The organism is Tsukamurella ocularis (genome assembly GCF_965138335.1).
Taxonomy (GTDB): Bacteria; Actinomycetota; Actinomycetes; order Mycobacteriales; family Mycobacteriaceae; genus Tsukamurella; species Tsukamurella ocularis_A.
Map to the genome: position 1 here is coordinate 25,494 of NZ_CBCSDV010000030.1, position 13,350 is coordinate 38,843.

11 protein-coding genes and 1 pseudogene are annotated in these 13,350 nt (G+C 71.9%); 5 read left to right on the forward strand and 7 right to left on the reverse strand.

The features are described 5' to 3' along the window. Window positions 1–15: 15 nt before the first annotated feature. The 4 genes from ACNAYW_RS20725 to ACNAYW_RS20740 all read right to left on the reverse strand — a co-directional run bounded on the left by ACNAYW_RS20725 (window position 16) and on the right by ACNAYW_RS20740 (window position 3,444). The gene (locus ACNAYW_RS20725) at window positions 16–984 is read right to left on the reverse strand and encodes an alpha/beta fold hydrolase (RefSeq protein WP_415851525.1); all 969 of its coding nucleotides are present in this window, start codon (window positions 982–984) and stop codon (window positions 16–18) included. Window positions 985–1,051: 67 nt separating this feature from the next. After that, the gene (locus ACNAYW_RS20730; RefSeq protein WP_415851526.1) at window positions 1,052–1,981 is read right to left on the reverse strand and encodes an alpha/beta fold hydrolase; all 930 of its coding nucleotides are present in this window, start codon (window positions 1,979–1,981) and stop codon (window positions 1,052–1,054) included. Continuing rightward, on the reverse strand, window positions 1,978–2,913 hold the full coding sequence (locus ACNAYW_RS20735; RefSeq protein ID WP_415851527.1) for a proteasome assembly chaperone family protein: 936 nt from the start codon (window positions 2,911–2,913) through the stop codon (window positions 1,978–1,980). The genes ACNAYW_RS20730 and ACNAYW_RS20735 overlap by 4 nt, the downstream gene beginning before the upstream one ends. Window positions 2,914–3,018: 105 nt before the next feature. Continuing rightward, window positions 3,019–3,444 (reverse strand): MarR family winged helix-turn-helix transcriptional regulator, encoded by a 426-nt coding sequence (locus ACNAYW_RS20740; RefSeq protein WP_415851528.1) that lies wholly within the window; start codon window positions 3,442–3,444, stop codon window positions 3,019–3,021. Between the two features lie 193 nt (window positions 3,445–3,637). Here ACNAYW_RS20740 and ACNAYW_RS20745 point away from each other — a divergent pair, with 193 nt between their 5' ends. Next, window positions 3,638–4,309 carry an alpha/beta fold hydrolase gene (locus tag ACNAYW_RS20745; protein ID WP_415851552.1) on the forward strand — a complete coding sequence of 224 codons (672 nt, stop codon included), beginning with the start codon at window positions 3,638–3,640 and terminating at the stop codon, window positions 4,307–4,309. Here the strand turns inward: ACNAYW_RS20745 and ACNAYW_RS20750 are convergent. Next, window positions 4,306–6,195 (reverse strand): APC family permease, encoded by a 1,890-nt coding sequence (locus ACNAYW_RS20750; RefSeq protein WP_415851553.1) that lies wholly within the window; start codon window positions 6,193–6,195, stop codon window positions 4,306–4,308. The genes ACNAYW_RS20745 and ACNAYW_RS20750 overlap by 4 nt on opposite strands. A gap of 225 nt (window positions 6,196–6,420) precedes the next feature. Between ACNAYW_RS20750 and ACNAYW_RS20755 the strand changes: the two genes are divergently transcribed. Beyond that, entirely contained in the window at window positions 6,421–7,476 is a 1,056-nt protein-coding gene (locus tag ACNAYW_RS20755) for a DUF4192 domain-containing protein (protein WP_415851529.1), read from the forward strand. A gap of 71 nt (window positions 7,477–7,547) precedes the next feature. On the opposite strand, the gene galE is transcribed toward ACNAYW_RS20755, so the two are convergent. Together galE and ACNAYW_RS20765 are read right to left on the reverse strand one after the other, a co-directional pair. After that, complete coding sequence (gene galE, locus ACNAYW_RS20760) at window positions 7,548–8,534, reverse strand: UDP-glucose 4-epimerase GalE (protein ID WP_415851530.1); 987 nt, start codon at window positions 8,532–8,534, stop codon at window positions 7,548–7,550. A gap of 3 nt (window positions 8,535–8,537) precedes the next feature. Then, window positions 8,538–9,221 carry a metal-dependent transcriptional regulator gene (locus ACNAYW_RS20765; RefSeq protein ID WP_415851531.1) on the reverse strand — a complete coding sequence of 228 codons (684 nt, stop codon included), beginning with the start codon at window positions 9,219–9,221 and terminating at the stop codon, window positions 8,538–8,540. A gap of 116 nt (window positions 9,222–9,337) precedes the next feature. On the opposite strand from ACNAYW_RS20765, the gene ACNAYW_RS20770 reads away from it, so the two are divergent. The 3 genes and pseudogenes from ACNAYW_RS20770 to ACNAYW_RS20780 all read left to right on the forward strand — a co-directional run. Further along, a complete protein-coding gene (locus ACNAYW_RS20770; protein WP_415851532.1) occupies window positions 9,338–10,567 on the forward strand; it encodes an acetoin utilization protein AcuC in 1,230 nt (409 codons plus the stop codon). Window positions 10,568–10,635: 68 nt separating this feature from the next. Next, a partial coding sequence (locus ACNAYW_RS20775; protein WP_415851554.1) for a hypothetical protein occupies window positions 10,636–10,885 on the forward strand: 250 nt, incomplete at its 3' end. 1 nt (window position 10,886) lies between these two features. Next, window positions 10,887–13,329, forward strand: a pseudogene (locus ACNAYW_RS20780) (bifunctional acetate--CoA ligase family protein/GNAT family N-acetyltransferase); the annotation flags it as partial. Window positions 13,330–13,350: the final 21 nt, after the last annotated feature.

Below are 13,350 nucleotides of genomic sequence, written 5' to 3' on the forward strand. Positions count from 1 at the left end.
CGCGATCGTGGCCGTTCAGCCCAGCTCCTGGGCGGGCGCGGCGACGGTGACGCCGGCTGCCGACCGCAGCCCGTCGCGCAGGTGGGTGCGCGCCAGCCGCGCCGGCGGGGTCGTCGTCAGGAAATCGGTGAGCAGAGCGAGGAACCGGTCCGGCGCCTCGGTCATGGGGAAGTGGCCGACCCCGTCGAAGATCTCCACCCGCGCCGCGGGCAGCGCCGCGCGGAGCACCTCGGCGTGGGAGGCCGGGATGATCGAGTCGTCGGCGCCCCACGCGACGAGCGTCGGGACCTCGGCGGTCAAGTAGCACCGGTCCAGCATCGTGACCACCTGGCCGCGCAGGTCCACCACGGACCGCAGCGTCCGCGCGAAGGCGTGCGGCGAGGCGGTGTTCGGCATCCGGTCCAAGGCCCGGCGCAGCTGCACCGCGTCGGGGCGCAGGGGGCCGGGCAGGGCCGCAGCGGCCAGCAGCGCGGTCGCGAGTACCTGCTTCGCGCCGGGGAGCGCCGTGAGCGCGACGAGCTGTTCGGCCATCGGGAGGGAGAGCAGGCGCAGCAGCGGGGAGACGTCGTGATCCACGCCGCCCGGCGCCACGAACGCGATCCGTTCCACCATGTCCGGGAACTGGTAGGCGAACTGGCCCGCGACGCCGCCGCCGAGGGAATGGCCGACGACCGAGACCCGGTCGATACCCAGGTAGCACAGCAGGTCGCGCATGCCGTTCGCGAACGCCGCGACCGAGTAGTCCGCGCGCGGGCGGTCGGAGAGGCCGTGGCCGAGCAGGTCCGGCGCGATCACGGTGAACCGGTCGGTGAGCGGCGCGAGCACGGTGTCCCACACCAGGGAGTTGTCACCGATGCCGTGCACCAGGAGCACGGCGGGGCCGGTGCCACCGATGCGGTAGGCGCGACGGTGCCCGTGGATCGTCGCGAAGCACAGGTCGGGCACGTACGGGCGGGCCCGGAAGGGCAGGACCTCGGAACTCATCACGGCCTCCTCACGACTGATGCTGGTCAGTCTGGGCGCGCCGGATGACGGGCGGAGCCTCCGTGGGTTACGCCGGCGTTTCGGCGTCGACGTCGAGATCCGCGTCGCGGCGCAGGGCCTCCTGCAGATCGGCCACGGTGAGCCGCGCGGGATCGGTGCCGTCGACGAAGTCGGTGAGCACCGCGAGGAACCGGTCCGGGTCGCTCCGGAACGGGAAGTGCCCGGCACCGTCGAACACCTCCAGGCGCGAGGCCGGGAGCGAGGCGTGCAGCAGATACGCGTGCTCGACGGGGATGATCGGGTCGTCCGAGCCCCAGACCACGAGCACGGGCACGGTCTCGGCGACGTAGGTGCGGTCGAGCATCGTGACCACCTGGCCGAACGGGTCGACGACGGCGCGCAGGGTGCGGGCGAACGCGCGCGGCGTGCCCGCGTGCGGCAGGCCGGCGAGCACCCGGGCGCATTCGGCGTTGTCGACGAAGAGCTTGAGCGGAACGCGGCCCAGGAGGTCGAGGGCGGCGCTCGCGACGGGCAGTACGCCGGGGAGGGCGAGTGAGCGGAGCGCGACCTCCGACAGCGGCAGTGAGACGGCCTTGAGCACGGGGGAGACCGAGCGGGTGACGCCGCCGGTGTTGACGAAGACGAGTCGCTCGACCATCTCCGGGTACTGGTAGGTGAACTGGCCCGCGATGCCGCCGCCCAGCGAGTGCCCGACCAGCGTCGCGCGCTCGATGCCGAGGTAGAGCAGCAGATCGCGCATGGCGTTGGTGAACGCGGGCAGCGAGTAGTCGGCGCGCGGGCGCCCGGACAGGCCGTGCCCGAGGAGGTCGGGCACGATCACGGTGTACCGCTCCGCGAGGCGCTCGAGGATCGGCTCGAACGTCGACGAGTTGTCGGCCATCCCGTGAATGAGCAGCAGGGCCGGCCCGCTGCCGCCGATGCGGTAGGCCCGGCGGTGGCCGTGGATCAGCGCGACGCGCTGACGGACCTGCGTCACGACGCAGTGCCGTTCTCGCCCTCGTCGCCGGCCTGCTCCGCGAGGAAGGCCTCGAATTCGCTGGCGAGGTCGTCGCCGGTCGGGATGGCCTCGCCGTCGGCGATGAGCAGCTCGCGGGGCTGCTGTGCGGCCTCGTCGTACTGCTGCTCCAGCGCCTCGACCACGGAGGAGATCTCCGAGCTGGACGAGACCTGGGCGTCGATCTGTTCGCGCAGTTCCGCGGCCTCCACGCCGAGGTCGCCGTCGGGCAGCTGGAGGCCGACGGAGCTCCGGAGCGCGCCGAGCATGCCCAGGACGGCCTCGGGGTAGTCGTTCTGCGCGAGGTAGTGCGGCACGTGCACGGACAGGCCGAGCGTGTCGTAGCCCTTATCGGCCATGCGAAGTTCCAGCAGGCCCGCGGCGCTGCCGGGCAGGCGCATGGTGCCGCCGTCCCACGATCGCAGCTCACTGCGCAGCTCCGGGTTGTTGCCGTGCGCGGTGACCGGCACGGGGCGGGTGTGCGGGACCGCCATCGGGATGGCGTGCAGGCCCACGACGGTGCGCACGCCGAACCGTTCGGCGAGGCCGGAGACGGCGCTGACGAAGCCGTTCCAGCGCAGGTCGGGCTCGGCGCCCGCGAGCAGCAGGAAGGGCTTTCCGGCCGAGTCCCGCACCGCGTAGAGGTTGAGCTCGGGCTCGTCGACGCCGGTGAAGCCGTCCTCGAAGGTCATCGACGGTCGCCGGGAGCGGTAGTCGATCAACTCGTCGACGTCGAAGGACGCGACCAGCTCCGTGGTGAGGTTGTCCTTGAGGTGCTGGCGCAGCAGCTTCAGCGCGTGCCCGGCGTCGGCGTAGCCGTCGAGTGCGTGCACCAGCACGGGGCCGTTGCCGTCGGTGTCCGAGACCGACGGACCGGGGAACTCCAGCTCGTACATGTGGGACTGCTCGTCCATGCGCTACTCCTTCACCGTGCCGCCCCGCGAGGGGGAGCTACCAGTTTTCCACGTGGGACAACCTCGCGGGCACTGTGTCGATTCCCGCGCGCCGCGTGTTTCCGCTCACGGCGTAACGGCGGAGGCGAGGAAACGCTGCACCACCTGGGCCTCCGCGGGCGAGAGCCCGGCCGCAGCGGCCCGGATCGGGCCGATCAGATCGTGGAAGAACTGCTCGCCGAGGAGGCGTGCGTGCGCGGTGACCAGGAGCCGTACGCGACGGCGGTCGGCCGGATCGGGGGCGCGCTCCACGAGGCCGGAGGCGGTGAGGCGGTCCACCAGGGCGGTGCACGCCGGCGAACTGAGCTGCAGTTCCGCCGCGAGCGCGCCGGGAGTGGCGGGCGCATCCGCCCGCTCCAGGTCGAGCAACGCGATCAGCGCCCGCACGTCGGTGTCGCCGAGCGCGTGCCGCGCGCCGAAGGCCGCGATCGCGCGCTCCCACCGCAGGGCCGCGGCGCGCAGGGCGTGCACGAGGTGCTCGTTCTCGCTCATGCGCCGACGGTAGCAGGTACCTTGATGGCAAAATATCTCGATGATCGAGAGGAATGTCATGGAATCCGCGTTCTCCGACGCCTACGACGCCGTGGTCGCGCAGTGGGGCGTGCCCGTCCGGCGGACCGTCGTCGNNGGTCCGCTCGCCCGGACGCGGGTCCTGATCGCGGGTGACGACGATGCGCCGCCGCTGCTGTGCCTGCCCGGCGCCCGCGACACGGGCGCCTCCTGGTTCGCACAGGCCGCGGCCCTCGCGTCCACCCAGCGCGTGCTCGCGCCGGACCTGCCCGGGGACGCGGGCGGGAGCGAGCGGCGTGCGCTGCGATCCCGGGACGACCTACCCGCGTGGATCGACGAGGTGCTCGACGGGCTCGGCGCGGCGACGACGGACGTGCTCGGGTTCTCCCTCGGGGCGCAGATCGCCGTGGCCTACGCGCTCGCCCGTCCGGACCGCGTCCGGGCACTGACGGTGCTCGACCCCACGCGGGTCTTCGCCGGCATGCGGATCACGACGGCGCTGCGCGCGGTGCCGGTGATGGCGGCCCCGTCGAGCCGGCGGGCCCGGACGTACGCGACCTGGGAGACGGCGGGGCATTGGCCGCCGAGCCCCGAGTTCGCCCGCCTGGCGAGTGCGGCCGCCGATGGGCCCCGACCGTGGTACGCGGTGCCCCCGCGGCCGCGCCCCGACGACGTGGAGGCGCTCCGTGAGCTCCCGGGCGGCGTCACCGTCGTGGTCGCGTTGCGCAGCCGGTATCACGACGGCGCGGCGGTGGCGCGGACCGTCGAACAGCTGTACCCGTGGATGCGGGTCGAGACGCTGCCCGTGTCGCACCACGAGCTGCCCTTCGCGTACCGGCCCGACTAGGAGACGTGCACCGTCGGGCGCCGTTTGGCGTCGTGCTCGGCCTGGCGCAGCACCTCGTGGCAGACGGCCGCGACCTCGCCGGATCCCTCCACGAGGTACTTGCCCATGTTGAGCACGGGGTTCATCTCCGACCACTGGAAGTAGACCTCGGGCACGACGCCCGTCTCGTCGCGGATGTACAGCAGGACCGCGGCGATCGTGTTGGCGATGCTGCCCGAGCGCACCTTGAGCAGGCGGTAGCCGAACTTCTCGATGCCCCGGACCTCGAGGTCCTCCTCGAAGTCCGAGGAGTCGCGCGGCCACACCTCCAGCAGGATGACGCGGGAGCGGCCGGGGATGTGGCCGAACTTGCGCTCGGCGCGGACCTTGTCGCGGTACTCCTTCTTGGTGTCCACGTCGGGTTCGTGCGAGACGATCCGGATCGCGTGCTGGGCCGCGGCGTCGTCGCGGATGAACTCCAGGGCCTTCTCGTCGAACGTGATCGACGAGGCGCGCAACTCGAACGAGCGCCGCACGCGCGAGCCGATCGACACCACGGCGATGGCCAGGATGAACAGCGCCGCGATCCGCACGCCGTCGGGCCGCTCGATGATGTTGTCGATCGTGGTGTACACGAAGACCGCGGAGATGAGCCCGAATCCCCAGGTGGCCGCGGTCTGGCGCTTGCGGCGGGCGGAGATGGTCACCGCGATCGCGGCGGAGGTCATGAGCACGAGGACGCCGGTGGCGTAGGCGCCGCCCTGCGCGTTCACGTCGGCCTCGAAGATGAGCACGATCACGAGCGCGATCACGGTGAGCACCACCACCAGGGGGCGCACCGCCGAGGCCCATCGGGGCGCCATGCCGTAACGCGGCAGGTAGCGCGGTACCAGGTTGAGCATGCCGGCCATCGCGGACGCCCCGGCGAACCACAGGATCGCGACCGTCGCGACGTCGTAGACCGTGCCGAAGCCGTTGCCGAGGTACTCGTGCGCGAGCCAGGCCAGGGCGCGGCCGTTGGCGCCGCCGTGGGGTGCGAACTCCTCCGCGGGGATGAGCACCGTGGTCGCGAAGCTCGACGTGGCGAGCAGGACGCTCATGATCACCGCGGCGGTGGTGAGGAGGCGGCCGGTGTCGCGGATGCGCTTGGCCGGGTACTCGGGTGGGTCGTTCGGATCGCCCTTGATCTGCGGCATCACCGCGACGCCGGTCTCGAAACCGGAGAGTCCGAGCGCCAGCTTCGGGAAGACGATGAGCGCGACGGCGATCACCATGAGCGGATTCGAGTGCTCCGACCAGAGCAGGTCCTGCCAGTCCAGCACCTTCTGCGGGCGCTCGGCCACGTGCCACAGCGAGACGCCGATGACGACCACGTTGAGCGACAGGTACACCGTGACGAGCACGACGGCGGTGCCGATGGCCTCGCGGAAACCCTTGAGGAAGATGACGCCGAGGGCGAGGACCAGTCCGAGGGTGATGGGGATGTTCGCGCCGTGGAGGAACGAGGGGACGAGCGGGTTCTCGACGATGTGCTCGGCGGCGTCCGACGACGAGAGCGTGATCGTGATGATGAAGTCGGTGGCCGCGAAGCCGAGCAGCACGAGGACGAACAGCTTGCCGCCCCACCAGGGGAGGAGCCGCTCGAACATGGCCAGCGAACCGGAACCGTTGAAGCTCTCGCGCGAGACCCGCTTGTACACCGGGAGCGCGCCGAACAGGGTGAGGGCGATCAGCACCAGGGTCGCGATGGGGGAGATGACGCCGGCGGCGATGAAGGCGATGGCGGGCTGGTAGCCGAGGGTCGAGAAGTAGTCGACGCCGGTCAGGCACATGACCTTCCACCACGGCTGCGGGTGCTCCGCATCGGTCGCGTGGGGTCCGACGTGGGTGCCGGCTCGCTCAGACATGCCGCTGAGGAACCAGTCGCGCGTGCGGTCCGAGAACCGCGGTAAGCCGATCACGCGGTTCACAGTAGCGCTCACCGCTGCCGTGCGTCGGCCGCCCGCCCGCCGGTGTCCGGTAACGACCGATCCTGTGGACAACGCCCAGCGTGGAGAAGGTTTCGTAACCAAAGTGGGGATGAACGGCATCGACGGGCGAACTCCGTCGGCGGCCTCCGTGAGCATTCGATCATGACGAAACAACACGGGGACCCGGCCATGAAGATCGACTCACTCGGCGATCTGCTCGCCGCCGTCCCGGCTCTGCTGGGCTTCTACCCGACCCGCTCGGTGATCCTGCTCGCACACGACGAGGTGACCGGCCGGATCGGGGCCACGGCGCGCACCGATCTCGAGCTGAGCCCGTCCGGCGGTCTGCGGAAGGCCTGCCGCACGCACATCACCGACGCCGTGGGCATGCTGCGCTGCCAGGGCGCGGACCGGCTGTTCTGCGTGGTCGTCGACGACCGCCCGCTCGTGCGGGTGGTCCCGGCGCTGCTGCTCCTGCTCGCCGACGCCGCGCGGTCGCGGATCGCGGTCGATCCGGACCTCGAGATCATCGACGTCGTGCTGCTCGACCGGATGGCGGCCGGCGAGCGCTGGGTGTGCCGCCACGGCGAGAGCGGTCCGCTCCCGGATCCCGCCACCTCGCCCGTGATGCTGGCGGCCGTCGTCGAGGGGCGCACCGTCCACCGGTCCCGCACGGAACTGACGGACCAGGTGGCGGAGGAGGGGGCGGGGATCGCGGCGGACCGGTGTCGCGAGGCCGCGGCCCGCGAGGCCGACGGCGACCCGTGCGAGCTCCTGGCCGCCGTGGTCGGCGCGGTCACGGAGCAGCGGTCCACCGCGCTGTCGGATGCCGACGTCGCGCTGCTCGGGGGAGCCCTCCTGGACGTGAAGGTGCGCGATGCGGCGATGGCGTTGGGCCTCACCGTGATGTCCGACGAGGCCCGGCTGCTGTTCGCCGAGCTGGCACGGCGGCTGCGGGGCACCCCGCGGGCCGCGGCGGCCACCCTGGTCGCCGCGTCGAGCTATCTTCGCGGCGACGGTCCGCTCACGGGCATCGCCCTCGACGCCGCGCTCACCGCCGACGGGGGCTACCGCGGTGCGCACCTGTTGGCACACGCGCTGGCGGCGGGCATGCACCCGCGGGAGCTCTGTGCCACCGCCGAGATCGGCGTGAACGTGGCGCGCCGCCTCGGCGTGGAACTCCCGCCGCGGGACCTCGAGTTCCCGCTCGCCGGGTGACGCGCCCGGTGCCGATCGGGAGACGCCGTGCGGGCGGGACACGCGGACGGAGGCACGCGACGGGGAGGGGATCAGGCGCGGCGCGCTGCGTGCGCCCGGTCGCCCAGGGCCTGGGTGTACTCCCAGGCGTCGGCGACGATCTCGCGCAGGTCCGTCTTCTCGGGGCGCCAGCCCAGCTCGTCGATCGCGCGGCGGGACGACGCGACCAGCACCGCGGGATCGCCGGCGCGGCGCTCGGCGGCGGTCTCGGGGATCTCGCGCCCCGTCACCTCGCGGCACGTGTCGATCACCTGGCGCACCGAGAAGCCCTCGCCGGAACCCAGATTGAAGATCTCGTGCGTGCCCGGCCGGGCGTGGTCGAGGGCGAGCAGGTGCGCTTCGGCCAGATCCTTGACGTGCACGTAGTCCCGGACCGCGGTGCCGTCCGCGGTGGGGTAGTCGGCGCCGAAGACGGCGATGTCGGCGCGCTGGCCCAGCGCGGTCTGCAGGACCAGCGGGATGAGGTGCGTCTCGATCTCACGGTTCTCGCCGAAGCCGCCGTAACTGCCCGCCACGTTGAAGTACCGCAGCGAGACCGCCGCGAGGCCGTAGGCGGTGGCGTACGAGGAGATCGCGGCGTCGATCGCGAGTTTGGTGGCGCCGTAGGTGTTGGTGGGCGCCGTGCGCGCGTCCTCGGGGATGGGAACGGACTCGGGCTCGCCGTACGTGGCGGCGGTCGACGAGAAGACCAGCCGGGGGACGCCGGCCGCGAGCATGGCGTCGAGCAGCGTCAACGTGGTGACGACATTGCCCTGCCAGTAGTTGTGCGGATGCGACACCGACTCGCCCACCAGGGATTTCGCGGCGAAGTGCAGCACGCCGTCGAAGTCGCCGTCGGCGAGCAGCGGGCGCGCGGCCTGCGCCACGTCGCCCTCGACGAAGGTGGCGCCCGCGGGCACCGCCTCACGGTTGCCGGTGCTCAGGTCGTCGAGCACGGTCACCTCGTGGCCGCGTTCGAGCAGTACCTGCGTGCACACGCTGCCGACGTAGCCGGCGCCGCCGGTCACCACCAGCCGCATCGGCTACACCGCCTCGACGAAGACCGCGTGGGCCATCTCGTCGGGAAGCTCGAAGTCCTCGTGTCCGGCGACCGAGATGACGACCGCGCCGCGCTGGACGGTGACCGACACGCGGGCGTCCGGCACCACGCCGGCCTCGCGGAACCGGCCGATCAGATCGGTGTCCGCCTGCACGTGCTCGGCCAGGCGCTTGATGACCACGGCCGTGGGGCCGCCCTGCGGCAGATCGGTGAGGCGGGCGGGGCGCGCGGGCTCGTTGCCGATGGCCACGCCGAGCTCGCCGAGGCCGGGGATCGGGTTGCCGTACGGGGACGTGGTGGGGTTGCCCAGCACCTCGAGCAGCCGCCGCTCGACGTCCTCGCTCATGACGTGCTCCCAGCGGCAGGCCTCGGCGTGCACGTTCTCCCACTGCAGGCCGATGACGTCCACGAGGAGGCGCTCGGCGAGCCGGTGCTTGCGCATCACGGCGATCGCCAGTTGGCGGCCCTTCTCGCTGAGTTCCAGATGACGGTCCCCGGCCACCCGGACCAGGCCGTCGCGCTCCATGCGCTGCACCGTCTGCGAGACGGTGGGACCACTCTGCTCGAGACGCTCCGCGATCCGCGCCCGGAGGGGCACGACGCCCTCCTCCTCGAGCTCGTAGATGGTCCGCAGGTACATCTCGGTGGTGTCCACCAGATCGTTCACGTGTCCAGCTCCTTCTCGTCACCGTCGAGCTTAACCGAGACGCGCTACCGTCCCCCGTACTAAAGGTTACCTAACTTCGCGGCGTCGCAGTGGCGCAACGACTAGGGTCGTGACTCATGGCACGGTTCCCCGACTCCCAGGTGGTCTGGGACCCCTCGGTACTCGACTACCGGTTCTCCCACTCGCACCCGATGGACCCGGTGCGCCTGCGTCTGACGATGGAGCTCGCGAGGATGCTCGGGGTGCTCGACGGCGTCGAGGTCGTGACACCCGCGGACTTCGATCCGATCGAACTCGGCCGGGCGCACACCGACGACTACCTCGCGGCCGTGCGGGTCGCGGGGTCGGGACGCTCCCGGATCGATCTCACCGGCTACGGTCTCGGCAACGACGACAATCCGATCTTCCTCCGCATGCACGAGGCGGCTGCGAGCCTGGTCGGCTCCACCCTCACCGGCGCCAAGGCGATCGCCGCGGGCCACACCACCCGTGCCGTCAACATCGCCGGCGGGATGCATCACGCCATGCGCTCGCACGCCTCGGGCTTCTGCGTCTACAACGACGCCGCCATCGCCATCTCCTGGCTGCTCGACAACGGCTTCGACCGGATCGCCTACATCGACGTCGACGCCCACCACGGCGACGGGGTGCAGGCCCAGTTCTGGAACGACCCGCGGGTGCTCACCGTCTCGCTGCACGAGGACCCGCAGCACCTCTGGCCGAACACCGGCTACCCCACGGAGCTCGGCGGCCCCGAGGCCCGCGGCACGGCGGTCAACATCCCGGTGCCCGCCTTCTGCCCCGACGATCTGTGGTTGCGCGCCTTCCACGCCGTCGTCCCGTCCGTCGTCCGGGAGTTCCGGCCCCAGCTCATCGTGAGCCAGTGCGGCTGCGACTCCCACGCGACGGACCCGCTGACCGACCTCTCGCTCACCGTCGACGGTCAGCGCGCGGCGATCCTCGCGATGCGCGACCTCGCGGACGAGGTGTGCGACGGCCGGTGGCTCGCCGTCGGCGGCGGCGGGTACCAGCTCGTGCACGTGGTGCCCCGCGCCTGGACCCACCTCATCGGGGCCGTCGTCGGGGTCGACATCGACCCCGCCACACCGATTCCCGCGGAGTGGAAGGACCTCGCTGCGAGCCTGCCGACCGATCAGGTCGGTGCCGTGGGCGCACTGCCGGAGACCATGGGCGAGGGCGGCACGACGGGGTTCACGCCCTGGGAGCCGTCCTCGTACGACCCGACCTCCGCGCCGATGGAGGCCGCCGCGGACCGGTTCATCGCCCGCGCGCGCTCGGCGGTGTTTCCCCTTCACGGACTCGACCCGGAGGACCCTCGTGACTGACGTCCTCCTCCCGCTCTTCGCCGCTCCAGGACTCGACCCGGAGGACCCTCGTGACTGACGAAACCCCCGTGCACGCCGCGGGCCCCGCCACCGACCCGTTCCCGGCGCCGAGCCAGCAGGCACCGTCGGGCCCCTATGAGTTCCCCGCGCACTGGGTCGCGGACGTGCTCGCCTCCGACGGCGGCGTCGTCCACCTGCGTCCCGTGGTCCCCGACGACGCCGACGCCATGGTGGAGTTCCACGCCGGCCTCTCCGAGCGCACGCGCTACCTGCGCTACTTCGGCCCGTACCCGGTGATGCCGCCGCGCGACGTCGCGCNGATGACCACGGTCGACCACGAGCAGCGGGTCTGCCTGCTCGCGATCCTCGGCGGCAAGATCATCGCCGTCGGCCTCTACGAGGGCCTCGCCGACTCCGGCAAGCCGACGTCGGCGGAGGTCGCCTTCGTCGTGGCCGACGAGCACCAGGGCCGGGGCCTCGGGCCGATACTGCTCGAACACCTCGCCGGCGCCGCTGCGGAGAACGGCTTCCATCGTTTCGAGGCCGAGGTGCTCGCCGAGAACCGGTACATGGTCAACGTTTTCAAGGCCGCCGGGTACGAGTTGCGGCGCAGCTTCGACGGCAGCGTGGTGCACGTCGAGTTCGGCATCGACCCCACCGAAGCGCTGGTCGCCGTGCGCAACGCCCGCGAGCTGGCATCGGAGGCGCGCAGCGTGAGCAACGCGCTGCGGCCGACGTCGATCGCCGTGATCGGCGCGTCGACCACGCCGGGCAAGGTGGGACACGCGGTGCTGCGCAACATCATCGCGGGCGATTTCGCGGGGCCCGTGTACCCGGTGCACCCGGAACGCCGGTCGGTCGCGGGCATCCGCGCCTACGAATCCGTGCGCGACATCCCGGACCAGGTGGACCTCGCCGTCGTCGCCGTGCCCGCCGACAACATGGACCAAGTGCTCGACGACTGCCTCGCCAAGGAGGTGCGGACGCTGCTGGTCGTCTCGTCCGGGTTCTCCGACGTGGGCGGCCGCGGCAAGGAATCGGAGCGGCGGCTGCTCAAAGCGGTGCGCTCGCACGGGATGCGGCTGATCGGTCCCAACGCGCTCGGCGTGATCAACACCGACCGCGAGGTGCGCATCAACGCGACCCTGGCCCCCGTCGTCCCCGGCCGCGGCAACGTGGGCTTCTTCTGCCAGTCCGGCGCCCTCGGCATCGCCATCCTCGACACCGCGGCCAAACGCGGCGTGGGCCTGACGACGTTCGTCTCCGCCGGTAACCGCGCCGACGTCTCCGGCAACGACGTGCTGCAGTACTGGGACACCGACGACGCGACCGAGGTGGTGCTGCTGTACCTCGAGAGCTTCGGTAACCCGCGCAAGTTCGGCCGCATCGCCCAGCGCCTGGCCCGGCAGAAGCCGATCGTCGCGGTCCACCGCGGCGGGATCGACGCCGACCGCCGGCGCCGCGGATCCGAGGCGTTGTTCGAGAACTCCGGTGTCGTGCAGGTCGATTCGATCCCCGAGCTGTTCGATTGCGCGACCTTCTTCAGTTATCAGCCGCTCCCGAAGGGCCCCCGGGTCGCCGTGATCGGCAACTCGACCGCCCTCGGCATCCTCGCCACCCACACCGGGATCAGGGCGGGACTCGATGTCGCCCAGCCGGTGGATCTGGGCGCGTCGGCGACCCCCGCCGAGTTCGGCGCGGCGATCGACACCGCGCTCGCCGACGACACGGTGGACGCGATCATCGCCGTCTTCGTGCCGCCCGTCGAGGCGCCCCCGGAGGCGCACGCCGCGGTCCTGCTCGAGGCCTCGCGGAAACTGATCAAGCCGATCGTCTCGACCTTCCTCGCCTTCGACGGCGTCACCGAGCTGCTCGCCGTCACCGACGACGGGGGGATGCGGGTGCGGGGGTCCGTGCCGTCGTACCCCGAACCGGAGCGCGCGGCCCGGGTGCTCGCGCACGGCTGGCGGTACGCGCAGTGGCGCGCGCGCCCCGTCTCCGACACCGCGCGTCCCGAGGGCACCGACGTGGAGACCGCGCGCACCCGCGTGCGGGAGTGGCTGCCCTCGGTCGATGCCGAGGGCGGCACCGTGACCCTGAGTTTCGCGCAGAGCGCGGAGCTCCTCGGGCTCTACGGGGTCGGCGTCGTCGCCTTCGACGTCGCGTCCACCCCGGACGAGGCGGCGGCCGCTGCGGACCGCCTGGGATACCCGGTCGCGGTCAAGGCGATGGGGGAGCGCTGGCGGCTGCGGGCCGACCTCGCGGCGGTGCGGCTCGACCTCGCCGGACCGCAGGCCGTGGCGGACGCCTTCACCGAGCTCGCGCAGACGACCGGGGAGTCGACGCTGCACGTGCAGCGGATGGCGCACAAGGGGATCGGGTGCGCCGTGGGGTACGAGAACGACCCGCGGATCGGGCCCCTCCTGTCCTTCGGTCTCAGTGGGGCCGTGCCCGAGCTGCTCGGGGATCGCGCCTACCGGCTGCTCCCGCTGACCAACGCCGCGGCGGAGGATCTGGTGTCCGCCACCCGTTCCGCGCCGCTGCTCGACGGCTTCGCCGGCGAGTCCGGCGTGGATCGCGCGGCGCTCACCGACGTGATCGTTCGGATCGCGGCGCTCGCCTACGAGGTGCCGGAGATCGCCTCGATCGACTGCCAGCCGATCCTGGCGACCACCGACGGCGCCTCGGTGCTGTCCGCGGTGATCCGGATCGGCCACGCGAGCGAGGTACTGGCCCAACAAGCGGAACCGCGCCGGCTGTAGCAGCCGACGCGGTCCCTTTCG